The sequence below is a fragment of the Paenibacillus sp. 8b26 genome (genome assembly GCF_050626875.1).
In the GTDB taxonomy this organism is placed as follows: Bacteria; Bacillota; Bacilli; order Paenibacillales; family Paenibacillaceae; genus Paenibacillus.
Genome location: NZ_CP192445.1, coordinates 1,602,940 through 1,629,690 on the forward strand (window position 1 = coordinate 1,602,940; position 26,751 = coordinate 1,629,690).

At 40.9% G+C, this 26,751-nt stretch carries 22 protein-coding genes and 2 pseudogenes; 1 reads left to right on the top strand and 23 read right to left on the bottom strand.

Features of this window, described 5'->3' with window-relative positions:
- Positions 1 to 385 precede the first annotated feature (385 nt).
- Together purU and ACQ4MX_RS07105 are read right to left on the bottom strand one after the other, a co-directional pair.
- Positions 386 to 1,285: a formyltetrahydrofolate deformylase gene (purU, locus tag ACQ4MX_RS07100; protein ID WP_431089917.1), complete on the bottom strand. Its 900-nt coding sequence runs from the start codon at positions 1,283 to 1,285 to the stop codon at positions 386 to 388.
- Positions 1,286 to 1,307: 22 nt separating this feature from the next.
- Positions 1,308 to 2,435, bottom strand: coding sequence for a deoxyribonuclease IV (locus tag ACQ4MX_RS07105; RefSeq protein WP_431089918.1), 1,128 nt, complete (start codon positions 2,433 to 2,435; stop codon positions 1,308 to 1,310).
- Positions 2,436 to 2,707: 272 nt separating this feature from the next.
- Between ACQ4MX_RS07105 and ACQ4MX_RS07110 the strand changes: the two genes are divergently transcribed.
- Positions 2,708 to 3,622, top strand: a complete 915-nt coding sequence (locus ACQ4MX_RS07110) for a TIGR01777 family oxidoreductase (protein WP_431089919.1) — start codon at positions 2,708 to 2,710, stop codon at positions 3,620 to 3,622.
- A gap of 432 nt (positions 3,623 to 4,054) precedes the next feature.
- Here the strand turns inward: ACQ4MX_RS07110 and ACQ4MX_RS07115 are convergent, their stop codons facing one another.
- The 21 genes and pseudogenes from ACQ4MX_RS07115 to ACQ4MX_RS07215 all read right to left on the bottom strand — a co-directional run bounded on the left by ACQ4MX_RS07115 (position 4,055) and on the right by ACQ4MX_RS07215 (position 26,750).
- The gene (locus ACQ4MX_RS07115; RefSeq protein WP_431089920.1) at positions 4,055 to 4,339 is read right to left on the bottom strand and encodes a contact-dependent growth inhibition system immunity protein; all 285 of its coding nucleotides are present in this window, start codon (positions 4,337 to 4,339) and stop codon (positions 4,055 to 4,057) included.
- Between the two features lie 15 nt (positions 4,340 to 4,354).
- The gene (locus tag ACQ4MX_RS07120; RefSeq protein WP_431089921.1) at positions 4,355 to 5,578 is read right to left on the bottom strand and encodes a WXG100 family type VII secretion target; all 1,224 of its coding nucleotides are present in this window, start codon (positions 5,576 to 5,578) and stop codon (positions 4,355 to 4,357) included.
- Between the two features lie 393 nt (positions 5,579 to 5,971).
- Positions 5,972 to 6,950 (bottom strand): annotated as a pseudogene (locus ACQ4MX_RS07125) (IS630 family transposase).
- 315 nt (positions 6,951 to 7,265) lie between these two features.
- Positions 7,266 to 8,684, bottom strand: coding sequence for a helix-turn-helix domain-containing protein (locus ACQ4MX_RS07130; RefSeq protein ID WP_431089922.1), 1,419 nt, complete (start codon positions 8,682 to 8,684; stop codon positions 7,266 to 7,268).
- A 430-nt stretch (positions 8,685 to 9,114) separates the two neighbouring features.
- A complete protein-coding gene (locus tag ACQ4MX_RS07135) occupies positions 9,115 to 11,007 on the bottom strand; it encodes a DUF6382 domain-containing protein (protein ID WP_431089923.1) in 1,893 nt (630 codons plus the stop codon).
- A 65-nt stretch (positions 11,008 to 11,072) separates the two neighbouring features.
- A complete protein-coding gene (locus ACQ4MX_RS07140; RefSeq protein ID WP_431089924.1) occupies positions 11,073 to 11,585 on the bottom strand; it encodes an A24 family peptidase in 513 nt (170 codons plus the stop codon).
- A gap of 92 nt (positions 11,586 to 11,677) precedes the next feature.
- Positions 11,678 to 12,697: a pilus assembly protein gene (locus ACQ4MX_RS07145; protein ID WP_431089925.1), complete on the bottom strand. Its 1,020-nt coding sequence runs from the start codon at positions 12,695 to 12,697 to the stop codon at positions 11,678 to 11,680.
- Positions 12,666 to 14,882, bottom strand: a complete 2,217-nt coding sequence (locus tag ACQ4MX_RS07150) for a hypothetical protein (protein WP_431089926.1) — start codon at positions 14,880 to 14,882, stop codon at positions 12,666 to 12,668. The genes ACQ4MX_RS07145 and ACQ4MX_RS07150 overlap by 32 nt, the downstream gene beginning before the upstream one ends.
- A gap of 39 nt (positions 14,883 to 14,921) precedes the next feature.
- On the bottom strand, positions 14,922 to 15,590 hold the full coding sequence (locus ACQ4MX_RS07155) for a TadE family protein (protein WP_431089927.1): 669 nt from the start codon (positions 15,588 to 15,590) through the stop codon (positions 14,922 to 14,924).
- Positions 15,590 to 15,781 (bottom strand): Flp1 family type IVb pilin, encoded by a 192-nt coding sequence (locus ACQ4MX_RS07160; protein WP_013309278.1) that lies wholly within the window; start codon positions 15,779 to 15,781, stop codon positions 15,590 to 15,592. The genes ACQ4MX_RS07155 and ACQ4MX_RS07160 overlap by 1 nt, the downstream gene beginning before the upstream one ends.
- A gap of 13 nt (positions 15,782 to 15,794) precedes the next feature.
- Complete coding sequence (locus ACQ4MX_RS07165; RefSeq protein WP_187644867.1) at positions 15,795 to 16,667, bottom strand: type II secretion system F family protein; 873 nt, start codon at positions 16,665 to 16,667, stop codon at positions 15,795 to 15,797.
- 18 nt (positions 16,668 to 16,685) lie between these two features.
- The gene (locus ACQ4MX_RS07170; protein WP_431089928.1) at positions 16,686 to 17,483 is read right to left on the bottom strand and encodes a type II secretion system F family protein; all 798 of its coding nucleotides are present in this window, start codon (positions 17,481 to 17,483) and stop codon (positions 16,686 to 16,688) included.
- Positions 17,480 to 17,887, bottom strand: a pseudogene (locus ACQ4MX_RS07175) (ATPase, T2SS/T4P/T4SS family); the annotation flags it as partial. The gene ACQ4MX_RS07170 and the pseudogene ACQ4MX_RS07175, both read right to left, overlap by 4 nt.
- Before the next feature lie 42 nt (positions 17,888 to 17,929).
- Entirely contained in the window at positions 17,930 to 19,645 is a 1,716-nt protein-coding gene (locus ACQ4MX_RS07180; protein ID WP_431089929.1) for a recombinase family protein, read from the bottom strand.
- Positions 19,646 to 19,781: 136 nt separating this feature from the next.
- Entirely contained in the window at positions 19,782 to 20,354 is a 573-nt protein-coding gene (locus ACQ4MX_RS07185; RefSeq protein ID WP_431089930.1) for a hypothetical protein, read from the bottom strand.
- A gap of 721 nt (positions 20,355 to 21,075) precedes the next feature.
- Positions 21,076 to 21,609 carry a hypothetical protein gene (locus ACQ4MX_RS07190; protein WP_431089931.1) on the bottom strand — a complete coding sequence of 178 codons (534 nt, stop codon included), beginning with the start codon at positions 21,607 to 21,609 and terminating at the stop codon, positions 21,076 to 21,078.
- Positions 21,610 to 22,169: 560 nt separating this feature from the next.
- A complete protein-coding gene (locus tag ACQ4MX_RS07195; protein ID WP_431089932.1) occupies positions 22,170 to 23,687 on the bottom strand; it encodes a hypothetical protein in 1,518 nt (505 codons plus the stop codon).
- Positions 23,688 to 24,556: 869 nt separating this feature from the next.
- On the bottom strand, positions 24,557 to 24,763 hold the full coding sequence (locus tag ACQ4MX_RS07200) for a hypothetical protein (protein WP_431089933.1): 207 nt from the start codon (positions 24,761 to 24,763) through the stop codon (positions 24,557 to 24,559).
- 13 nt (positions 24,764 to 24,776) lie between these two features.
- Positions 24,777 to 25,436 carry a hypothetical protein gene (locus tag ACQ4MX_RS07205; RefSeq protein WP_431089934.1) on the bottom strand — a complete coding sequence of 220 codons (660 nt, stop codon included), beginning with the start codon at positions 25,434 to 25,436 and terminating at the stop codon, positions 24,777 to 24,779.
- Between the two features lie 81 nt (positions 25,437 to 25,517).
- Positions 25,518 to 25,958, bottom strand: coding sequence for a hypothetical protein (locus tag ACQ4MX_RS07210; protein WP_431089935.1), 441 nt, complete (start codon positions 25,956 to 25,958; stop codon positions 25,518 to 25,520).
- Between the two features lie 384 nt (positions 25,959 to 26,342).
- On the bottom strand, positions 26,343 to 26,750 hold the full coding sequence (locus tag ACQ4MX_RS07215; RefSeq protein WP_025685358.1) for a hypothetical protein: 408 nt from the start codon (positions 26,748 to 26,750) through the stop codon (positions 26,343 to 26,345).
- Position 26,751: the final 1 nt, after the last annotated feature.

A 26,751-nucleotide genomic window follows, 5' to 3' on the forward strand; every position in this document is an offset into this window, starting at 1 on the left:
AGCCTCCTCATATTGTAAAAAGTATGCCAATTGCATTCGGTCATGCTCTCCAATACCGCCGTCCGATATAGAAACGACGTCCATCGAAGTGAGTGAATCTGCTTGAATGTTTCAATATGACTTATACATCCTTAAATATTGTACCATTTGCCGTGCAGGTTTGCCAGATCGTTTATAAAGATGGTTGTCGAAATGTCGTACCGAGTCCTCATATAATTATACCCGCAAAGTATTAACCTCATTTTAAAAATCATAAAACGCAAAAAAATAACGTATTTTGTCCGGTTTCCCCCCCGCTTTCCGTAGAAAAAAGCAAAAAACCCGTCATTTCGACGGGCTTTGCTTGTGAAAAGTATGAACATTTACATTTTAAATAAATATGAAATCAGTTAAAAACGACCGTTTTATTTTCATGAACCAAAATTCGGTCCTCCGCATGCCACTTCACGGCTCTTGCCAAAACGACCCGCTCAATGGTGCGACCGATCCGTTTTAACTCATTGACATCATCACCGTGGCTTACCCGCTGTACGTCCTGCTCGATGATCGGGCCACCGTCCAGTTCCTCCGTTACATAATGCGCGGTTGCGCCAATAATTTTCACACCGCGATTATAGGCTTGGGCATATGGCTTCCCACCCACGAATGCAGGCAGGAACGAATGATGGATATTAATGATCCGGTTGCGGTAATGCTCAATAAACTTGGGTGAAATAATCTGCATGTACCGGGCCAAAATAATGACGTCGATATCTTCACCAATGACCTCTAGTTGACGGCGTTCCGCCTCCGGTTTGGTATCGGCTGTCACCGGAATATAGTGATACGGAATGCCGAACGATTCCACATACTCCTTCATATCTGGATGATTGCTGACCACCAGAGAAATATCCGCGTCCAGATCCCCTGCCTGCCATTGCCACAATAGCTCCACCAGACAATGATCTTCTTTGGAAACGAAAATGGCGAGCTTTTTCTTGCGGCTGACCGCTGAAATCGTCCACTCCATCCGGAACTGTTCTGCAACCGCGGCAAAATCCTGCTCCAGTTGGGGCTGGGTTTCACTTAAGTATGGTAGATCAAATTCAACCCGCATAAAAAACATACCGCCGGACGGGTCCATCGTGTATTGATCAGATTGAACAATATTGGCGCCATGCTCGTACAAAAAGCGAGACACGGCCGCTACAATACCCGGGCCATCAGGACAGGATACGAGCATACGCGCACGGTTTTCATGCGCAGATTGAGTGCTGTTTGGCTGATGTTTTACGTGAAGTTCCATGTGGCTACAAATCCCCCTTGGCTTATACTGTCACTGGCAAATGACTGCCGGCAAACCAGGCAATCAGCCGTTGATTAATGTGTTCTTCGCTCAGCTCTGGAAACAGGGCTGCTTCCGTGATCATGTCATACAAGCGTTCCAGCGGTTCGCGCGGATCGGCTTTTTTCGCTTTGGCATCATTTTTCAGCAGCGTCCAGGTATCCAGCACAAAGTTACGCACATCCACATCCTGCTTTTTGAAAAACGAATGCAGCTGCTCTACCTGACCCAAAAATTCATCGCCAAAACGCTCCTTCACATTCCCACGAAGCAAAGCGATTTCAACCTCATACATTGGACGCTGGGTTTTCGCTTCCTTCCCAATCCATGGCGTTTCTAAAATAAACGGGCGGCCTTGAAGCGCTTCATGATGCACCACATTATGAATGGTCTGATAGCCAATCCAGCCCGATCCAATCGGAGTATGACGATCTTTATGAGCGCCAACCGCATTTTTACTGTCATTAACGTGAACCACAGCGATACGATCCAGCCCGACAATACGATCAAATTGCTCCAGCACGCCGTCCAGATCATTCACAATGTCATAGCCCGCATCGTGAATGTGACAGGTATCCATACAGACAGTAAGACGCTCGTTGTGCTCTACTTTATCTATAATGGAGGCAATTTCTTCGAAGCTGCGGCCCATTTCGGTGCCTTTGCCTGCCATCGTTTCCAGCGCAATGTTGACATCCGTCTCCTTCACACCGTTCAGTACCTCGTTCAAGCCATCAGCAATACGCTGAATCCCGTACTCTGCATCCTTATCGGTAAAAGCGCCCGGATGAAGCACGATATTTTTCACGCCAATCGCGTGGGTGCGACGAATTTCCTCCTGAAGAAAGCTGACTGCCAGCTCATAGGTATTTTCTTTGTAAGAGCCGAGATTGATAATATACGGGGCATGCACCACGATATCATCCATCCCTTTTTCAGCCATCAACTGCTTGCCTTCCTCCAGATACATGGATTCCATCGGCTTACGACGCGTGTTTTGCGGTGCCCCCGTGTATATCATGAACGAGCTGGACCCGTATGAAGACGCTTCTTTCGTAGCGCTGAGCAGACCCTTGTCCGAGAAGGACACATGAGAACCAATTTTCAGCATGATTCGGTTTCATCCCCTTATCCTTGTTATCCTGTTATGCTTGTCTTATTATGATTTAATCATTTTAACGTGATTATTGAAATCAAACAACATGGCTTTTATGGTAGTGCACACACAAATCAGGATTACACGTAAGGGAAATGAGGTAAATGAAAGCATGGATTGGCATCCTTTAGCGTATACAGGTACATTCGAATGAGGTTTTTTTCTCGAAAAGGGTTATATTCTATAACATACATATTTTTTGCGAATCGGAAGGAGAGTCAAACTCCATGAACATCGTCATATGCGGAGGTACTGGATTAGTAGGGTGTGCGCTGACCAAAAGCTTGCTCAACGACGGGCATACGGTGAAGGTAATCACCCGTAAACCCATGGTAGGTCACGAAGCGAGCCCACGCTTGCAATATATGAGCTGGAACGAACTGAAACAAAAGCCTGAATCATTAGAGGGCACAGACGCGGCCATTAATTTAGCAGGAGAGACGCTGAATCAGCGCTGGACGGACAAGTCCAAGCAAAGAATTCTCCAATCACGCCTGCTGTCTGTTGCCAAATTGGCCCAAGCACTAAATGCTCTGCAAAAAAAGCCGGAAGTTATCATTCAGGCTTCGGCTGTCGCCGCCTACGGTACATCTCTTACTGAAACGTTCGATGAAACCAGCCCGCGCCGTTCGGAAGACTTTCTATCTCAAGTGGTCGAGCAGTGGGAGGAAGCCGCCAACGCCTACCCTTCCGATACCCGGTTAATCAAGCTGCGCATTAGTCTCGTACTGGACAGCAAACGCGGTGCATTTCCACTGATGAAGCTGCCTTACAGCTTCGGATTCGGCGGCAAAATAGGCAGCGGCCATCAATGGATGAGCTGGATTCATATTAAGGATATCGTCCGCCTGATCACCCACTGCATCCATACGCCAGACATCACCGGAGCTGTGAACGCATCATCACCACACCCGTTGACAAACGACCAGTTTGGTAAAACCGTGGCTGAGGTATACCACCGTCCACACTGGTTTCCCGTTCCCGGCGTTCTCGTACAAAAGCTAGTCGGTGAGATGAGTACCCTCGTATTGGATGGTCAAAAAGTAATCCCGCGCAAAGCGCTGGAGCACGGATTTCAGTTTAACTATCCTTCACTCAAGGAAGCACTGGAGGAACTACATTCTCCTCATAAGCAGCATTGAATTTAAAAAGAGGAAATCTGGACTGATAAGATCTTTATCAGCTTAGGGTTCCTCTTTTATTAGGTATGAAATATTTTCACACAAGATAATTAATTAAAATAAACCATAGAGCCCTTCCTTATTTCGTCTAACTCGCACTTTGTTCCATCTAATTTACCAATACATATACCAATATTTTTTCTTTTATTTTTCCATATTTCATCTACTCCTTTATCTGTCCCTTAAATCGCCATTTCGGTGGGTAGAACATTGTTCCATTTACTTGTTGAGCCTTATCCAAGCACAACAATTTGTCATGGTTGATCTGAAGCAAGGTGTATGTAAATCACATATACCTTTATTTAGATAGGATAACTATGTAAAAAAGCTCATCCCCTTTTAAGGAGTGAGCTAATTGTCGCATTTTTATTCTATCGCTCTACAAGATAATTTTTATTGATCTCCATGTAATTTTGTCAGTAACAACTCAATCATGCGCTCAATCCTTTTAATGTTCAGATTTCTTTGTCCATATAAATAAACAAATTCTTGTACGCTATCCCAAGTCTTTAGTTCATTTATTTCTTCGATCTCCTGAGTCAGACCTTCAACATAAGCAGGCAACTCCCTACTTTTGAACTCCTCAATTAAGTTCTCTAAATCAGCATAATCCATACTCCAGTTAAAGTAACTCTCTATAAAATACTTTAAATTCTCATAATTTGCTTCTAAATTCATATATTATTCTCCTCTTTATTTAAAAACAGGATAACCCGTAATAATTCTATAGCCAGTAGGCATAGACGAATCTTTTACTAAATACAATTGGGACTTCAATAAGTCATTTGTTACATGCTTTGAAGCTGAGTTCCCTCCATTTTTCACATCTACACCCCGTCCGATAGAGAACTCATGATCCGTTTTTGTAATGAGATATCCTCTAGAATTAGGGTTCTCTATCCACTCTGCAATTTTATCAGCGTTTCTTCTGATATTCTCTTGCGTGGATTTCAGAGCTATATTTTTATCAGAAAACGTTGTAGAAGGAACTCCTTCTTGGGAGGCACGTTTTATTAATTCTTCATTTGTCTTGCCAACGTGCTTTTGAAGCAAATGCCCACCATTAGATTCCATTTCATCTAATATATCATTATTTACGTTTTTACGTATATCGTCGGCTTTATTTTTTAAGATTTCAACCTTAGAATTCCCTTCTCCCTTCCTCATCTGCCACAATTCCGCTGAGCTTTTCCCTATTCCGCTTGCTCCTTTAACTGCGGTTGTACCTCCATGTGCCGCTAAAGCTGCTGATCCAATCAATCCCGGTATTCCGATTATACTTCCTACTCCCGTAGATGAAACAGCAACTGATAATCCTTCTCCACCTGTTCCAACTATTACCTCACCAGCCCCCTGCAATGTCGTAGCTACGTGACCGAGAATTTCACCTACTTTAGCTGCCATAGGATGATCATAGTCCCGTTCTTTATCAGGTAACATCCCCAAGGTTAAATCTTCCTGAATGGCTCCTTTTGCTCCCTGAGCCGTATCCCATAAAATTTCACCTTGAAGCTTGCTAGCTTCCATCTGGGCTTCAGCCTTGGTGATCTCAGCTTGTCCGATCTGTTCAAAGATTTTATGTAACCAACCTTCACCGCTGGATGCCGTTTTAATAGGTACACCATTTCCCGGTACATCTAATACGAACTTTTCTCCGTCCACCTGTGTAAAGTTTTTTGAAATAAAAATAAGTTCCTGTGCTACTGTTGATAGTCGTTCAAGCGTCACACTCATGGATTGTCGAGAAACCTGAAATTCCTGAAAAAATCTCTCTTGAGTAGCTCCAGACCAGCCTTGTTGGACAAAATCAATTCGTCCACTCAAAAAATTCAGCATACGTTCCATTTCATGCTTTCCTTGTAAGAACTGGTCAGCCACTTGCACCAGCTTGTCAGGTGGAACCAATATTCTCCCCATTTGATCACGTCCATTATAATTTAGTTGGAAATAATCTTATCAGAAGGAGATGTTTAGGGATATCCACCTATTATCCTTAAATTCCCTTTTTAAGTATGCGACAATTGGACTGAGATAAACAGATTTACTATGTCTAAAGTATTATAATCCCTTGTTATAAGATACATGGATTAACGCAGCACTATTAGCTTTAAACTCTGTCCCTCAACCATATCCTGTAACTCAGGAATAAGTGTCAGTAGTTTTTTTAGTTATGTAGCTACTGCTTCGTGATACCTATTTCTTGAGCGGTATCTGTTTGAGTTTTAGCCAGAGCAAAATTATTTTGGTCTGCCTGTTTTGATACATACTGATTATTCCCTTCTATATAAGTTGAACTAAAGAAACAACCAGCTAGAACCTGACACAAAGACGGTCAACGATCATCAAAGGTACTTTCATAATCTCTTCCATAAACTGTTGTACGTTGGTACGAATTTCAGCGACGGTGTGGTAAAAGACGTTGTTAATCACATCGGATTTAAGCCATTTCCACAACCCTTCGACTGCATTCAGTTCGGGGCTATAGGGAGGCAAAAATACAAGTTCAAGTCGATCCTTCATCTCGTTTAGGAACGATGCCAGCAGCTTTGCATGGTGAATTCGGACATTGTCCAGGATCATCGCAATTTTACCTGTCGGATATTCGGTTAACACTTTTTTCAGAAAGATCAAAAATGTTTCGGCTGTATAATACTCATCTTCCTGCCATACGATCCTGCCTGTCACATAGTCGACGGTAGCCAGCAGTTTGACACCCCGATGTTTACCTGTAGTTTGAATGATACGCTGCTTGCCACGAAGAAACCACGTTTTTTGAATGGCTTGGTCATCGCGAATCATGGATTCGTCTTCAAATAATACATGGTTGCTTTTTTTCGTCCGCCGCTGCCAAGATATAGGTTGGCTTGGTATAGCTTTCCCCTTGACGATGCATCATTTTAGAGATACCCCGAAGCGAATACGTCTGGCCAAACTCCCTTTTGATGAAGGCTGCAATGATCTCCAGTGTCCAATTGTGACGCGCGGTAAAGCCTACATCATGTGGAACGGAGTCCACGATCGTTTGTTTTAACTTTTCCAGTTGTTCTTTCGTTAATCGGACAGGTGCTCCTGGTGAATGATTCATTTGCAGTCCGGAAAGCCCACGTGTTTCATAAGCTTGAATGTACCCTTTTACGGTTTTGGGGCTTCGGTTAATGATATGAGCAATTTGCTCGACTTCTGTTCCTTATAGATACAAATACAGCGTCTGATAGCGTTCAAACATCCGACGATCTTTTGCTTGCTTCATCGCGGTTTGGATCTCTTGAAATGATGCTGAATGTTCCATGCGATTCCCCTGCCTGTCTAAAGTTGTTACTTTATTACTTCGACAAGCAGTAGCGAATTCCTTACCATAGTTTTCTTCTAATATTTAGTTCAACTTATATAGATTGACAATTAAATAAAATACACTCCTTAGATTATCGGCTAAACCTGTGTTGGGTTCCTCCAATATCCGTTTTAGGGAGTGTATTTTTGTTAAGATGGGCTTTTTTCTTTCCTTATTCGTTTGAAATGTTAAGCCCCCCCTTGTTGATCGTAAAGCCTGATACTCTGGTGTTGGCTATGAGTCTGAACAGGTACAGTAACAATAAACAAAAAACTAGCCGCGACGATCAGCAGTACCATTTTTTTTAACATTGTCTAACCACACCTTTTCTAATAGTTTGAAATACTCTTCTCTGGTCTCAGGAAGCGCATATGCTTGGAAATGTGCAAAAAGCCCTGTGCAGTTTATAAAATAATTCTCATTATTTAGTGTATGATAACTTACCATTGAATACATCAAGTATTTAAAGCCATCGTTATACATTCCTCGATACAAATAATAATAAGCCAATTCATAACCAAATCGTGCAAACTGTTCTGGTATAACTTGTTTAGTATATATGTCATTAGATTGCGGAAATTGCAAAAGTGAATTAACATCCGTTTCAAAACGCTGAAGTATATCATTTACGTCTATCTGGTATCGGTTTGCCGTCATCATAATGTTCAGCAGTTGGGTAACCTTATCTTGTTCAGTTGTATCTGACGGTGCACCAATATATTCAATATAATCATATAAGGCGTTTATGTCTCCAGATAAAAGCTTATTTGCGGTAACGTTAGCTTGCGCCCAATGTTCAAACAAGCTGATCCAATACAGAGTATCCTCGTCCGTCTCTTTGACCCAATCCAAGTCTGCGTAGGCGTATGTATATTGTAGAGCTTGTTGATAATCGCCTTGGGCTTCATAGACACTTGCACACAGCAGGTCAGCATAGGAAATGTATACAAACAAGGGACGGGTTAGCTTCTTAGTAGATTCATTACGCTCTCGACTCTTCTGTTGATGCTTCATTGAATATTGGATTTCCGCTTTATCTCTCATTTTTTTTGCCATTTCATCAACCTTGTCCCATTGACGCAAAGACCTGTACACGTTCGCCAAGTCCTTCAATGCGTCAAGCTGGTCTATTTCATCTAGGCGCTCAACAAAAGCTTCAAATATCGTAGCTGCATTGAGATTTTGGCGTTGATCGTCTCCAACCTGAATTGTGAATATACGATAATGGCAGATTGCCAATCGCTCTGAATGCTGCTGCTTCTCACCCTCAGCGATGTTCTCGTATAGGTAAGCCGCTGCTTCATTATAACCTTGTTCATAATAATCCTCGGCTAATGCAAAGAGATAAGGAAGATAGGTCGGTTTATCCAGCAGGACACTTACTACTTTTTGCAAACAGTCTAATCGCCGAAACTGCACACAGCGATACAAGAACGGGCTAATTCTTTTCCAGTTCAGCGGTGCATCTATCACATTTTCTTCAACATATCTTTCATAGAAATAATCTGCGGGTAAATCCATTCCTAATGTAATGCGATCTAATTGATGAACGGAGAGTGTACGATTGCCTGTCACAATACCGCTCACTGTACCCGGATTCATGCCAGCGATGTGTCCAAACTTGGTCATACTCAATCCTTTCCGTCTCAGGTAGGTTTGAATTTCTGCGCGTATCGTGGGTGTGATTTTCATGGATAAGCCACCCTTTCAGCATAAAATCGTCATATGATGCATAGTTAAATAAATTATGTAATTGAGAAACAAGTAGTAAAATAAATTTATTTTATCGCTCATGATTATACCATTTTATGGAACAAAATCATATACTTTTCAGTTATTTACTTTAGATACCTTTTCGGATAGTTTGCAAATATTTCTTGATTAAGGGTATCATCATTTCGCTTATGTATAATTTGGATTGTCAACAATCAGGGTCTGGATAATTCACGTCTTTCGACCTCATTGCTAGCCAATATCTGTGGATATTTAGAAATTACTTTAGGGGAATTATTTCACGTTATTCAAGTGGAAGAAACTGAATAAACCTCCTTTCTATTAAAAGACAAAAGAAGCCCATAACATTAATGGGCTCCTTCTCTATACATATCAAACTACCCTTCACTCAAGAGGCATTGGAAGAAGATTCAAAAGATTCCAGCCGATAAGTATAGGATACTCCGGCTATTTTAAAAGTGTCTCCGTCCTTCATAACATACTCCTTGTATGGCACCATTGGCTCTCCGTTCAGAACGGTTCCGTTCGTCGAGGACAAATCCTTGACGATGTGACCTTGTCCTTCTGCATCAATACAAAGCTCAATATGAGAACGGGACGCTCCCTCCGTATGCTCCACAAACTGTACCAATTGTGGCTCTCTTCCGATGAAGAAGCTGCCTGCAACAAATTGGTCCGACTGCAATCGGATGCGCTCGGCCGCTCCACTTCCCGGTGGCTTACGTTCCAGACAGGCAATCGGTGATTTTTGAACGTATGGAATATGTACCCCTTGATCTGCACGAAGCAGCACCGTTTCCTGCCTTGATGTAGCATTTAGCAGCTCCGTCACACCAGACAAGGATTTATAATATGCCTCGCTGGTATCACTGGCTTCCAAATCATTCCTCCGATCCGCACCTATCTCCTGCGGCACATGCAAGTCGCGATGTGCCGAAGCTTTACCTCTTTCTCCCGCCTGGCTACCCATATTTTCAGATTCCGGGTCAGGAAAAGACCAGCGCCAGCTTTCCTGTCCTTGATCACCTGAATTGGAAGAGTGCTTATCCTTATTCTGACGCCCTGCTACGAATCCGGTTAGCTTATCGACCTGATAACGGTCATTTTTCCGCTGTGCAGGAGAAGCTGCGCCAAGCCATTCCGAATCCAGCACAGGAACTGAATCGGCATAGGCATACGACGAAGCGCTTTTGCGCCCCCATTTTCCCGTCCAGCTCTTATAAGCAACGGCTACGAGTACCAAGGTCAGCACAACGGAAATAACCAGCGGCACCGTATCTGGATGGTCCAAATAAATATAGCGCCACACGATAGCCGAAGCGAGAAGACAGCCTAAAGCAATATACGTTTTATACTTCTGCAACGCAGGCTCCGTTTCTTCTATTTCTACATCTGCCTCATCGTTCTCCTGGGGCTTCACGGACGGCTTGAGCCGATTGATCCGTTTAAGGTCCTGAATCTCCTGAAGCGTCTCCTGATCCTCATGTATTTTTTTCTGAGATCTCTGGCTCCTTGAGGCGAAGAATTTAGATTCTTCTCCTTGCTCAAATCCCGCTCGGCTCGTTGAATGATCGGCTAACGGAAAAGATTTTCCGTATACATCTGTTGAATGCAATCCTTCACGCTCTCCATGAACTCCCATTCGAACACGGGTATCTCTGCTACGTCCTTCTCCATCTTCACCTTGAACGCTAACACCGTCTGCGCCGACTGCCATCCCTTGCAGCAGCAGCTCCTTCAACGCTCTCGGATCAAATCCATCCCTATCACATAATTCAAATATATACTGCATATGGTCCCCTTGAAAATGAACCACACGTGTCATCAAGCGAATAACCAATTGCTTAAATTGGCTCCCAGCCTGTCCTTCATACAGTACCCCCTGCAAAGGAACATAGGTTAAACTGACGTTTTCCCTTGAGCCTGAACCGCTCATAAAGATATAATCCTCATGCAAAATAAATTGGCGCATATCTAGCATATACTGCGGACTACGATGGAGGGCATCCGCTACTTCAAAAAGAATCCGGTAGAAATCGGAAGTCGACACTCCCCCTCCCTTCCATATCTGAGACAGCATACGTTGACCCGAAATATCGTAGTGCAGCTCCACCTGAAAATCGACGTCCTTGATTCTCAGCTCCAGAAGACCGGGAATCTGATTGCCAGTCATCATTCCGGTTTGCACGGAATTTAAATCATCGGTCTTAAGCCCGCCTTCCTTGTTCAAAATCATAAATGTCCCGCCGTTGCGGGCAAAATCCCTGCTTAAACCAAACAATTCATGACCTCCTTAGCATTTTCCCGATCCCCGTGAGCACCATCATATCTACCCAACTGCTTAAGTTATGGCAAAAAATAAAGATAAGCACTGATCGCTCCCGGAATGACGGCGGTCATAAAAGGAAACCTGAGGTGTGCCTCCCTTCCGTTCGTCAGCGCCTTGCCGCTGCGAAACAGAAAGAATCCTCCCAGATTAAAAGCCACACGCCGCAATCTCATCATGGTTTCCCGTCTCCACAGCAGGATCACCAAACCAATAATACCCGCGAAAAAAATCGAATAGAGAGCCGACTGCCATGCAAAAGCAGCCCCCGTCCATGCTCCGATCAAGCCAAACAGCTTCACATCGCCAGCACCTACAGCTCCCATCCAGTACAGAATCAACATGAAGCCGAATCCCGTCCCCAATCCAGCCGCTGCAAATAAAAATCCATGCCATCCCCCAAACATCGTATTAAACAGCAAGCCTATCGCCATGCCGGGCAGCGTAAGCTTGTTAGGAATTTTCATACTACGTAAATCCGTCACCAGCGCAATCGCCAGCAAAACACCACATACGATATACATCCACGTCAATGCAATTCCCCCCTAATGATAAGCACGAAGCGTTTCAAACCTTTTCCATCGTTATTTTCTCTATCTATTCGCAATGCTCCCATATATCCGTGCTATGGCGAACCATCCGTGTTCCTCTCCCCGTCGGTCGTCTTCTCTACCGAAAATGGAACCTCGATACGTTGTCCATCGTCCGTTTCGATCACAAAGCTCCATTGACCGGGTGTCGTGTTTGTACCTACAAACCAGTTCCATTCAATAATCCCGTCCGCATCGGCAGAGGTCCAGCCCAAGTGTTGAGCCGTGCTTTGGCCCGACTTATAAAGTACAGAAAGATTAGCTGACGTTCCGGGTTCCACTTTGGCCTTGATCAAGTTATATACACCCTTCACGGCAGGCTCAGGCTTGGCAAGCAGTTGTATGGAACCCTGCGCATCCTTAGTCGCTGAAGCATCTCCTGTACCTGTTCCCTCTCCCGTGTCACCGATCCAGAGACGTTCCTCTGCCGCTGTCTGGAGCACAATACTACGATACAGAAAAGGAACCTTCATCGGCAGCTCATAAGACAGCTCCACCCTAAAATAAGGGTCCTTAGTTCCCGTAAGAGACGGCACATGCACGTTCGTTACATGTATACGGTCATACTCCAGAATGCTATCCTCTATAAAAGGCTTTAACAGCGGCTTTAGAACAGGATCAAGCGCGGCTTCTGTCAAGCGCCCACGTAGCTCCTCCATGGGCTTTTTCCCCCCCTGCACAGCGCTTTCCACCCAATCACCGATGGGAGGTGGCAGTTGGGCAGCGAATTGGCTTGCATATTCACTCACAGATAACTTGGGCAGCTCATCCAGCGGCTGGCGGACTGCATCTATTTTCGCAGACGCCGCATCCACCGCCAGAGACACCGGATAGATTTTAGCCGAAACCTGTTTAACCGCTTCTGAAGCGGTGGTCTGCAAGGCCGTAGATACCAGCGTCATCTGTACCATATAAATTAGAAAAATAATAAAAAATAGAAACAACGGCAACACTAGCGACGCCTCTAAAACGATACTTCCTTGTTCACGGCGACTCCGTCCACCAATCCGCTGTAAATACCGATTAATAAGAAAAATGCGCTGTTTTCGTAACATAGTACACACTTCCCTTAATGCTTTCGCCTTCCTCTGAGGCCAAGCCCAGCATCTTCATCACCCCAGGTAAAAACAACAGCCTCATCCCGTTCTTAACCTCGCCCCTTGCATACGTTTGCCGTTCAGCAGGATTGACATCTGTATTCAGGCGGATCAATGCCAGCATACGGGACATTTTCCGTTCATTATTGCTATGGAGCATGAGGAACAATCTCAAATGATCCTTGTACGTCATTCGAAATTTCAGAAAATCAGACAGAGGCACATACCCCTTCTGAGCCAGCATAATCATATCTTCAATCGCCTTCTCTACCCCATATAAAAGAGCTGCCGCCAAAACAACCAACGGATTGCCCTTGGAGCTATTTTTGACTAAACCCTCCATCGTGCGAATGGCTAGCCTCATAGCAAAAATCTCGCCATAAGCGGAGGCCAGATTTCCGGTCGGATTATGGAAACCGTACAGAATGTACTCGACCTCCTGATTATTCAGCTCCAGTTGATCTCCCAAAATTTGCGCTGTATTCCCCACCCTCCCACCTGATCCGGCTAAACTGCCAAATCGGCTAAAATCCACGTGATTAAAGTAAGAAAGCGCATATTCATTCTGGAAAAATTCATCCCCTAGTTGCGTCAGCAAGCCGGATGCCGCCCCGTATAGACCATCCATACTGTCCATGGAAGCTCCTGCCGCATCATAGGTATCATAGGACAAATCAGCGGATACAGACGGGCTGGATGCAGACTGGTTAAAAGAGATACTTTCATTGTAATACTGCTCCAACTTTTGAAATGGTCCGGCACTTTGCGTACCTTTGGAAAGCATTTCAATGATCTGATAGGCTTGCTTGAGCTTGCTCTTCGCCTCTTTTTCCATTTTTTTGCGTTCTTTATCAGGTCCACGTCGCGTGTCCATTGCTTTGGCTTCACCATCAAGTACATTAGAAGGTCCTGACCAGGCATATGCATTCAAATATTGATCCATTTCCTTGAGCGTTGAGATCACTTCTTGTCTGAACATATCTGTATTGAGATTCGGATCTGTATAAAAGGATAGTGTACGGATCATACTCGATAATCTGTTGTTAACCGTATGAATAGCTATTCGTTGCTTTTCTATAGTCGCTTCCATCTGATCAAATTCCTTATCTGGAATCAATAAATCGTCAGCCTTCTGCCTTGCGCTTCCTACAGACGGATCAGCACTGGAGCTCCCTCCACTCGGAGTAGGGGCTGCGGAAACCTCATCATACCCTGCATTGGCAGCCCTCTGTTTATATTGAGCAATGACTTGACGCATCTCTTCGTTAATTTGCCTGGCTTCATTCAGCGGCTCCTTAGCCTCTACAAGCAGCTCATCATGCTCTTTTCCTACCTTGGTCATGGCTTGGCCCAGACGATCAAGTGCCGATCTCGCCCTTCTCGCATATTTCTCGATCTGCATGATTTTAACGTCGTCTACACTCTTTTTATTATCCTCATACACATGCACGTAATGCTTATATTGGGCGGCAATATCGGCTACAACCTCAAGCGAATCCCAAATATACTGATTGGGGATATACGCGCCCCTCTGTTTAATGATCCGTTTGCGAACCTCTTCCATATAAGCTCCTGCCTCACGCTGCTTCTCCAGCATGTCATCCAGCTTAGCCTCGCGTTTGTCATACAGCTTTTGCAGCCGTTTCAGCAAATCGACCGTGTGCGAAGCCTCTTTCATATTCTGAGAGAGCGGCTTCAGCTTTTCGAGCACTTCCACTGTAAAATCGACAGGCGCTTTATACTTCATTTCTTCACGAATCTGCTCGTTAAATATGGCATATTTACCAAGCTCTCTTTCCATGTGCAAAGAGCTTGAATCCAGCTTCGTGTTCATAAGTGGCAGTGTGTCTGCACGCGGCGTGCGCTTGGCGCTGTCGTTCAGTACTTTGACCATAATTTGCTCTCCGCTGCTCTCACCATAGGCAAACAGACCGTAATCCTGTTGTAATGCCGGATCATAGGCAGACATAACTGAACGAACCGCCGCATGGGTCAACCGTTCAGTTTGCACATGCAGCGCGGCAATTCGTGCATAGTCAATAAAAACAGCAATAAAGCCAAACATGACCGCTAAAATCAGAATCAAAAAGACCGTGACGGCTCCTAACTCACTATCCTTAGCATTACGTCCTTTTCCAAACACTCGCTTCCTCCCTTCCAGTCCATTCGTGTTCTCCGCTTCTTACGGACCGTTCTGTCCATATTGCGTTAATACTTGTCCTGCAACTGCCGGATTTATCTTTTCACCTGAGCCTCTGCCCATAAATTTTGCTCCATAATATCGAACCAGCTCTACCGTGCGAATCCATTCCACAGGCTCTACCACACCCGAGCTCATTGTTCCCTGTAAATCCGTCTGATCCAGAAACTGATTCAGCAAAGGCACTTTCACTATTTTATTCAGCTCTGTCGTCACCTTACGGCTGATCAGGCTGTTCTCATATGTCATCTGTCCCTGCATACCGGCAGGCATGCCACTCTCGGCGTGGGACAGCTTCTGGGCGGGCAAATCGCCTCCTCCACCGCCACCGGGCACCTGCACACTTATCTGATTATTGGCTCCAGCCCAGCCAAACAAGGCACCCAGCATGGCATCATCCTTCAAGCGCCAATAAAGCGAATCTCGTTGTCCTTGGGTGAATGCGCCTGTACGCGGTTCCTTGAAGCTGCTATCCCAACTATAAGCGGCTCGCTCCGAAGCCGTAGAAGCGACCTGCACCAAGATGGATTTTTGATATATGTACAGGCAAAAAAATAACATCACAAAAATGACCAGCAACAGTATGGGAAAGACGAGGGAAGCTTCCAATGAGAAGCTCCCTTCCTCTTTGTGTGCCAAATTGCGCAGCATTATGAATCCATGAAGTCGTTACTCTTTTTATCCGCTTTTTTCAACAGACCTTCTACAATCTTCTTGATCTGATCCTTGAAAATAATCGCCACCGCAATCAGAATCGCGATAATCAGAATCATTTCTAACGTACCCAAACCGTCCTCATCCTTGTACAATTTACGAATACTACCTGTTACTAATGTCATCATCGTTGTATTCCTCCTACATATTCATCATCATTAAGGCGGGAGCGCCCACCAGCACAATAACCGTTAGCAAAATCAACGCCATCGGAAATACCAGCTTAGACGAAGCCTGCTCTCCTCTTGTGCGGCTAATCGAAGTCCGCTTGTTCCATAGCGTCTGGGACAACTCACGTAAAGCCATCACAAAATCGCTCCCGCCGCGTCTCATATTCAGTAACACTGTTGTCGTAAACACCGTCATTTCCTGAATGCCGCAGCGCTTGCTCAAATGCTCAAATGCCTGTTGAAAGGAATAGCCGCTTTCCCATTCCCCCACCGTCTGACGCAGCTCCCGGTACAATGGATGTACCGTATCCGCCCCTTTGCGCTCCACGCAATGAAGCAATGCCCGCTGTACCGTCTCGCCTGCACCGACCAAAAGCATGATTTTACTCAGTAATTCAGGCAATTCCATTAAAATTTGCTGATCCCGCTTCTGTACCTTTCCGTGCAGATCCTTGACCAGCGCGATGGGCACCAGAATACCCAGCCCCAATCCGAGCACCAGCCCGGTCGCATCCCCGCCCATCATGAGCGATATTAAAGCTCCACCAGCCGCCATCATGTATCCGTAACCCACCATTTCGGCCAGAAAAAGCATCGTTTTTTCCCCACTGTTGCGCATACCGTACAGCTTTTGTACCGAGCGCTGGAGCTTGAACATCAGCAAAGGCAGTCTTTGGGCGGCACGTGAAGCATGGATCATGTGTACGAAAGGAACCGAGAGCCTTTGCAGGCGCAGTCCTTCCAGCTTCATATGGCGAAAGCTCGCATACTTAGCACCGTACATCCGGTTCAGCACCACCCAACCTCCCACTTGCAGAACCAGCATGACCAGACAAACCAACATCACCACGCCTATCTCTCCTTACACCTCAATTTTCATAATGTGGTTAATCCATACGAGGCAGCCACCAAGCACCAATAGGCAAAAGGTAGACAAAATCATACCTGTCCCGCTGTATAACGGCATCATGTAATCTCCCGCAGTCATTGTCATAAACAGTACAAACAGAAAAGGCGCCGCAAACATAACCCTCGATTCAAAACGTTTCTGCGCGATCATCACACCGATCTCTTGCTGAATTTCCAGCTTCTCCCCTATAACACTTGAAGCCCGTCGCACGACCTCCACCAGATCACCCCCGGTTCGTTTGCAAGCTGCAAACACGTCCGCAAAATTCGTAATGTCCTCCATCTGCGCCCGACGAGCAAAATCCTGCAAAGCCGTCTCCACGGGTTGTCCAATTTCCAGACAGGCTGTAATAATGTTAAATTCAAAAATCAGATCATGATCTCCATCCGGGCTAAGCAGCCTCAAATCCTCTACGGCCTCACGAAAGCCGTTCTCCACCGACCTCCCCGCCGAAAGGGAAGACGAGAGCGAATATAAAGCCTGCTTGAATTGAATGCCCAGAGCCGACCTGCGCCGTTGCAGCAAAAACTGACGAAAATAACGAGGCGTCACCAAAGCTCCAGCAGCGCACAGCAACGACAATATCCATTGATGATAAAAAAGATAGCCAATGATCGCGAAGAGCACACCACTAAAGAAAATACACAGGCTTTTTTGCACAGGTGACAATGTATATACCGTATAGTCCGGCAGAGAAGTAGCCAGACGGGATGCTTGCTCCGACTTCACAGCCGCTTTTCCTGGCTTCATACCGACGCTTCCCCCCTGCTCCAGCTTTCCGGCTTCATCCCGGCCATTTGCAGCTTCAGCGTATGTTGCAGACCTTCACCGCAACGCTCCAGCCCTCCGACGATGCGTCCTTTACTTTCGCCCCGTTCCTGAAAACGATAGAGCGGATTGAGCACCACTTCACCATTTTCAAAGCCAGTTACTTCGCTAATTTCCAGCACCCGTCTGGATTTGTCCCGCAACCGTGACAAATGCACGAATATATCAATGGCCGAGCTGATCTGCTGCCGTACCACGCCTAGTGGCAGCTCAGCCCCGCCTAGCACCATCGTCTCCAGTCTACTGACCATATCGCGGATATTATTTGCGTGTCCCGTCGATAGCGATCCATCATGTCCTGTGTTCATCGCCTGTACAATGTTTATAAAAAGGTCGTTAAAAGAACAAAAAAAGTGAGGGATACCCCCTCACTCTCCATACTGCTCCATAAAGGCTATTTCCTCCTCATAGAGCATTTCCTCTTCGTAGATCTCTTGCTTTATAGTTGGGTTATTATTTATAATGTCATCCTCATCAGAATCAAGAAATCTCCAGTTAATTTCTCTAAAAGTTTCACCCTCATAAGTTGTTATGGTAATTCGTTGAAGAAATTTACGTAATACCACATTACTCAAATCATTCAAATCGAGGTCATTCAACTCTTTATTGAAATCTTCAAATTTTAACTTTAAACTATATATTTCATCATCAATAAAATTCAATCTTTTAATTTCATTTTGTAACTTTTGCATTTCCGAATCAATAGATTGATTTCTAGTATTATATTCTTCGTCAGAAATAAATTTTTTAACTACCAACCTAAAGTTAGTCTCCTTCTCTTCAGCTAATTCAGTCAACCTTTCAGTATGTTCCTTTATTGTTTTAGCAAAGTCAACTGTTTGATATCTATTTTCAATTAGCTTTGTGTAGTACCAGTCATTTACTTCTGGAGCATTGATACGTTCCTTTATCTCTTCTTTTATCCATTCAAGCATTTCTTCTTCTCTTACTAAATTACGATATTCACATACAGAATTTCCGTATTGTTCATGATTACGACAATAATAATAATGGTGTGTCTGACGAGTTGTTTTTTGTACTTTTTTTCTCATCATCCCACCGCAATTTCCACAACATAATAAATTACTAAATAAATGAGAGGTTGAATATCTTCCCCTACCATTTGTCTCAGCACCTGTTCTAACTTTTTTCCCATCATCATGTTTTGTGTTGTATGTGAAACTCTCAATATGCGGTCTACTAGCCATTTCAGCCTTTGCCCTAAAGAAAGTCTCGTCATCTATAATTCTAAGTAGTTGATCATCATAAATAATCTGCTTATTAATTGGGATTTTCTCAATTAGATTAGAATTAATATCAGACTTTCTTGTTCTATGCTGTCTAACTTTACCTAAATAAATTTCATTTTTTAAAATCTTAGCAACATGTGATCCAGTCCATTTACCTCCGCGCTTAGTTGGTATTTGATCATCTACATACAGTTTTTTAGCTATTTTATTTACTCCATATAAATCATCAATGTATAACTTATATATTTTTCTGACTACTTCAGCTTCATACTCATTAATAGCTAATTTGCCCTGAATGATATTATAGCCGTATGGTTCTCTACCTGACCAAATGCCCTTTTTTGCCGCTTCTTTCTTTGCCCACTGTATACTATCACTCTTCGACGTACTTTCCGCCTCAGCTAAAGTCGCAAACAATTGTATCTTAAGCATATCTGCATTATTTAGTGAGAAAGATTGTATATCTTCAAACCATACGCCTACACCAATTTTTTTCAGTTCGTCAATGTGAATCAGCATCTCTTTTACATTACGACCAAATCTGCTAACCGATTTAGTTAATATAACATCAAAGAATCCAGCTTTAGCATCTTTCATCATTTGAAGAAAAGCTTTACGGTACTTAGTTGATTTAGCACCGGAAAAACCTTCATCGACGTATCCCTTGTATGGAATATTTCCTCCATCCCTACTACTGAAAACACCAGATTCAGACAATATATAGTCATGATCCTCTGCGTACTTCATTAAACCACTAATTTGATTATCTATTGATTGCTTTTGCTCTTCTTTGTCTGTTGAGCATCTGGCATAGTATGTAGCTATTCTCTTCATATAGACCTCCATTTAAAAATATTACGATATCTATATAAAGGTTATCATGCTAGTAAGAAAAAAAATAGGAGAATAGACAAAAAGTATACTCTCCTCTTAATCAAATTTATTTGTTAACTTAATGCTTTCATGCCGCCTATTCTATAACTTTCTTTGCCTTATCAATTATTTTATTTAACAATTTAATTAATAATTCTGAGCTGTATCCCAATATAAAGCTCCAAAGATTTTTATCCCATATATCAAACACTTTGTTATCTTTCTGGAACAGAAATGAAATGAATAAAAAAGGAATGATAAGTGCAACTATAATCTTATATAGAGGGGCATCACTTTCATTCTTAGCTGAAGTAAGAAAATAAAGAAAAGCCCCTACTACGCTAATTACTAGATATGAAAAATACTCTTTCAATGAAAGCCCATTAATAAACAAATAATCAATTCCATAAACTATAGCAGCGATACCTAATGCACTAAATAGGTATAACTTTCTATGACGATTAGCCTCATAGGCATCTGCTTCAATTTTTCTTAGTTCGTATTTTATCTCGATTAAAAGATCAAGATCATTCTGCGTACAGTTAATTAATTTACTTTCTAAAATTCTACACCTCTCTATTATAGCTAATCTTCTTTCATGACTTGCGAAAATCAAACTATTTATTACTACATCAATTTTTCTTAAATATTCACCATCATCAAACTTCATAGCAAAATATACCCTCCCATTCAATTTTACAGGTGGTTATATAGTACCACATTATGGTACTATATCATCATATTTCACTTTATATTTTTAGAAGAAGGTAGTATATGAGACTTAACAGCTACGTACCTTACTGATACAATTTATTTACTAATAAGGGGATTTAGAATGAATAAACTAATCGAACTAATTAAGAAATTCAATAAAGGAAACAGAGGTTCAATAACTATTGCAGCAATATTATTTATTGGGCTTTCTATAATTTTATTACTTATAATTTCACTATATATATGCAAGATATAAATTATGAATATAAAAAAATGATACGGTGACATTATTAATCCCTTGAGATTTGGGACTTTACTGTAAGTAAAAAGAGCTAACCCATTGTGGGATTAGCTCTGTGTGTATTTATGTACTATAATTCCCCAACCTCAAATTTATAGCCTCCATTGTAAAATGTTGATTTTATAAGCTATCCATTGAATACTAACCAGATGAATCCGTAGATTAAAGCAATTAGTCCTATAATGCACGACAAGCAAAAAAACAAAAGCATAAGAACAAATTTTTTACCGTCCATGATTAACACCTCATTATAGACATAAGTCGGCTACGAACCAATCAACTTTACATAATAAAGGAATATGTAAAAGGATACTATAGATTATTGTATCGAAACATGCTAACCAATCAAGCGCATCCCCCCTTTCATCTCTTAGAATTAATGAACTAATTGACTTTGTTCGCCTTCAACTGGGAATTTGAGATCAGTTAACTTTACCACTATTTCTATCAATTTATTTACAATGTTGGCGTCATGATCATCTCGATTTTTATATGAATTATTTATGATTGAAAGGTACGGATAGAGCGCTCTCCCCCTAACATTCATACCATCAGTTTTATACAGTTCAAAATCCACTTTTTCTTGTTGATATGCCCGTTCATAATGACCTAATACGTTACTACCATATTCCCGCATCAGATTCTGCTCCAACATGCTCATAAACTTCTCTGTACAATCAGGTAAAGGAACTTGAACATCTTCTGACTCAGTTTCATCTGAATTTTCACGGATATATTTCCAAACTTCGTATGTACGATCTTCATAGATAAGCATAGACCAAAGCATATCATAAAATCCTCTGACTTCTTCGTTCGTTAATGAATAGGACTCTGTAATGTCTCTATACTCCTGTTGTTTAAAGTGGTTTACTGAACTAAAATTCATTTTGGTATCATTCAAATTTTTCATTGCTATTTTCTCCTCGTATATGTATTGGTGTAATTCTGAGCTATTTTTACTGGCTCCTACTTTAAATTTATGGCAAAGGTTGCAAATCGTTAAGGTGCGTTATACTTTTTTATTTTCTGTGCCTTCATCATCTAATTAGAAAATCATCTAATTAATTTATTCAAACAATCTACTTGCTTATATTGTAATCATTACATGATTAGCTTCTGATTCAGGTTCAAATATCTAAATTACAGACAGTCACAAGTGACTGGATGACGTAGCAATAGCGTAGCGCTTGCGGAGATTCTTTTGACCTTAATCTTTAATGCTTTTAAGTGCAAGGGAAACTCATGGTAAATAAAACTATTTCGCTACGCTACATAGTAGTATTTCCAGTCACCGTTTCCCCTCTTGCCTACGGCAATTCACCCCTATGCTCCTAATTTTGATTTTTTTGATTTGAGTATTACATCCATACTCTGGACGCACTAAAAGCTATATAAACAAAGGTTTTTTTACCGTTTTTTCGATTTAGCGGTGTCTATATAGGTATTTTTCCACGTTTTGGACGCAACATATTAGTCAAAAACTATATGTTTAGCCAATATCCAATACCTCTTGTTATAGTTTGGGTTAACATCACCGTTGTCTAATCGTCTTCTTCTGTCCTTGTTCGTTTTAGAATCATTATTGATATTATATGGTAAACTGTTCTTCTGAAAATAAATATTTAACTGTTCAACATCTTTTTGTTGTCTTCTTCTTCCATCATGTAAATCAACTTTTTTAATTAACTCTGCTTGTTCTTCCTTGTATAAACGTTTACCTACAATTGTATCCAAGTAATCTGTAATATCAGCCTTTTCATATGTATCATCCAATATTGTATATGTATCTTGTTGGAGCTTCGTTTTTATGTAGTTCATATATCCATTTTCTTCACTGGCTACTTGTTCAAAAAACTGCTTGTCATATATCTCTTTGAAGAACATCAAATCATTGATAGCTTTATCATATCCAACTTCGTTATTTACTGGACGGTCATATACAATACGATTAGGCTGTTTCCTATACTTCTCCACATAGTTTGATGTTCCATGTTCTTGTAGGTATAAAGCAGGTTCGATCTGTTTGTCACAGTCTCTAATCAGTTTGTTCAACATTTTATTCGAGATTTTTTTGATGATTACAGTGACTTTATCTGATTGGTCGATGATCCTCTTCCTACCTAAGCACTGAATCAGAACGTCTATATCCATAATATCGACAATCACATACTTGATTAGTTTATCCTTTAGATTGATGCCATTGTCTAGGGTAGATGTGCTGAATACAAACTGTTCGTCAAACTTTTCATCAATCAGCATCTTACTAACCTTTTCTTTGTTCATGTGCTTTTTCTCTGGAGCGGTTCCAGAGGGAGAACAGACAAACATAGAGTTTTTAAATGTATCATGTAGTTTGAACGCCTTAGCTGAACTTTTAGTGAAACAGATCGCTTTGTGATTCTTGGGTATTTGACGTAAAAACTTCTCCAACACTTTGTCATTTTGATAGAAAATCAATTCCTTGATGTGACTGTAATCATGAGGAATAGAATAACTTTCGTGTTTTATATTTTTATACTTGAAGAAAGCAATCATAGCGTCAGCAGTTGCAGACATACATATTCTTATCCTACTTGTTTCATTGATCATCGCATAAAATGAATCTTCGGTGTTCTTGTTGTACCTTGATTCAGTTAAAAAGTAATGAAACTCGTCACACACTATGTACTTATAGTCCTCTTTGACAATCACATTATTGTTCAGTAGCTCCCATTCATACTTTTGATACAAGATAATTGTAATTACATCTGACTTCCCATCCCTTTTAATTTCCTCTTGAAACTGTTCATTTAGCCTAGTTCGATTGAGGAAGAAAAGAATCCTAGCCCTCTCTTTTTTCGCTATGGGATAGAGTTCATTTTTTATAAAGTGACTTTTACCAACACCTGTACCAGCTTCAATTGTAATAATATCTCCACGTTGCCATTTGTGGATATGTTCAGTTAGTACATCTGAAACAGTAATCCTTTTCCTTGTTGATTGTGTCAAAATTTCTCCTTTCTGTTCAGCGCATAAATGTCTTTAATTGAAGATAATTAGACAGTTTACATAAACTAATGACGTCTCACCTATAGAAATATAGACTACCCCCATTTTCCTGTATCCAGTTTTCAAAGATCGCACAACAAATAAACTTAACTATCCAATTTGACAGAACAAACAAACCAAGCTCCACAATCTTGTTTTGACTTATCCATCAATCTAGTATTCATTTTTGTCGACTTGCTGTGTTGTAAATCTACTTTTAAATTTAATACTATCGTTGGTAATGCAATATGTATTATCTTTCTACTACTTAACTTTTGTTTACGTGAAACTATTTTATTTCCACCTCATTTTGTATCTCCTTTTCTCCATCGTTATATTTATCAGTTACTATTTTAGTATAGTTTATAGATAGATTCATGTCAATATATATTTTATATGCTACATTGATATACTTTTAGCTACACGATTCATTATCACGAAATATGCATATATAATAGAAAAAATTTCTGCTGCCATTTTGTTGGGTAGATTGCTCAATTCATTCTCGCCAATTGTATCAGTCACATCTTTCAGATGAACCATTGTTCCTTCTGCTTTATTACCTGTACCCAAGCAGAACAATTTTGTCACGATTGATGTTGGAGCATGGTGAGTTAAATTTGACGTATTACCGTTGTCTCCTTGTAAGCGCAGCATCTTTGTCGAGTTGGGAATCTAAAGTAACGATTCGTAGATTAAAAAAGGTATCCATAATTATACAGACACCCATTCTCAATTAAAGACAAATCATTTTGGGACATACTAAGTTTAACTAATAAGCTTATACAAAATACTGAAGATTTATTTACACTAAAATTGTGAGCATAAATTCATTTCAATAAAACCTCTATATTAGTGACTATATCTTTCCAAAAACTAAATAATAAAATAATCCCGGTTATTAAACCTGCAAAAACAGAAGTTAGGAATGGGTGTCTAGAAAAAAAATTGTTCTTCTCTTTCTTATGTCCAACTTTGTTGTTAGTTCCTATGTTAGTCTTATTGAATTTATTGTTATCTCCAATTTTGATTTGCATATACCCTCCTGTATTAAATAGTTATATCGCTGCCCTTCAAAGTGTTGTTATTTCCCAATGAGATTTTAGAAGACTGGTCATAAACCATATTAAAAATCAGTTGTGAAAATTCAGTTTTCTTCTTATCATTTATAGTCGCTTGATTGAATATATCCAGACTATCTAAATTTCCGAATTCTTCTTCTGTTTTTAAAAGAATGTCAAGTGTTGTATTTTTTATATTTGAAATAATCCCGTTAATATGGTTTTTACCGAATTCAATATATGCATCATAAATAGCTAATCCATGACGGTTCCCTATTATTTCTTGAATTATTTCTAATGGTAAATAACTTTTCACATGGTTCTCTCCCATGCCATATAAACCTGATACACTCTCTTTAAATTCTCCCACAGTGCATAATGCAGAATCTTTTTCATTTAAATGTACAGCAGGAAGGGGATTGTCTCTCACAATAATTCTGCCATTTGTAAATGTCCCTAAAAGCACTCCTCTTACTTTTCTATAAGCAGGAATATCTTGGTCTAATGCATATCCATTAATTTCACTATCTATCCAATCATTTAAATTTTTGCTTTTCAGTTCATAAAATATAACTTTTAATCTATATAGGGCGCTTTCTATGTTCATGTTTTCAGTTACAAGATCGGTAATAATTCTACTTCTTGACATGTTATTTAACACCCCATTTTAAAGTAAGTAATCTAAGATATATTCATGTTTTATTGTGAATTTAAACACTCTGATATCAGTTCATTGGCTCACAAAGAGTTTAATATTAGAAAGCTTGAGTTTATAGAAATCATTTATTGCCTTTTCTTTACGTCTCGGATCATAGTTCTTTGGTAATTGAAGAAATACTTTTGAATTTTTGAAACGATTCATTACCCTATATTGTGATTTTGAGTGATCTAGCAGTAAACTATCTAATGTTTCAACTTCGATGTAAGAAACTCCTTCACTATCATATACTTCGATATCAGGCACAATATTAGAAATAGCCTTTGGTCTACCATGAATCCAGTTGATGTGGTCTGCAAGAACATATTTTCCAAGGTTGTGATAATATAGTGCTATTTCTCTAACTAACCTGTCATGCTCACTTTGAGAAAGAGGGTTTCTCCGTCTTAACGCTGTTAATGATGGTGGAAAAAATAAAGGGTTGCTTGTTACTGAACGATTGGATTTTATCATTCTTGCACACCTACCTATCATAATAAATTTTAGCACTCACATAGAAAGAGTGCCAATAAATGAATTATACTATATATATCCACCTTCTACAACAACTTTATTAGCATATATAGATAAAAAAAATTAAAATAATCTTTAAAACACTATATATTGATTTTCGCATTGTCAATTTGATCCTTCTCTTAGTATATTTTCTGTCTCTTAAGTTTCGTATTTCTACCTGAACCTAACCAATGCTTTCAGCCACATTACGGTTGATATTGGAGCATGGTGTATGCAAATAGGCTAGCTATGAAAAAAGCTCACTCCCTATGTTTAAGGAGCAAGCTTGGAGGCAAATCAACATCGTCTGATATCATGTATATCTAGCTCTGAACTCATATATTAGTTCATTTTAAATGGAACCTCTATATCTTCACCAATTTCATTTACAGTTTCCTCGATGATTTCCCTTACATCTTCATCCAAATCTTTGTTTAAAGATTCTTTCATCAAGTTATAGCTACTTTTTAAGTTCAGATTGACAACAACTGAAGAGTATACATCTACTAACTCTGAAGATGTATCATCCCATATTTTCTGGACAAAGCTGTCTAATCTTTTTCTCAACGAATCACTTAACAATTCGTAAGTATAAGTCTTCCTGTCAGCAAATTCTGAAAAACATTCCAACGTTTCAAGAATATTTATCTTCTCTAAATTTTCAATGGAGTCTAAATATTGAATAATATAGGACTCTAACTGTTCTTTAGACATAATATCAGGCAACTGTTTAATTTCATTCAAATTCATT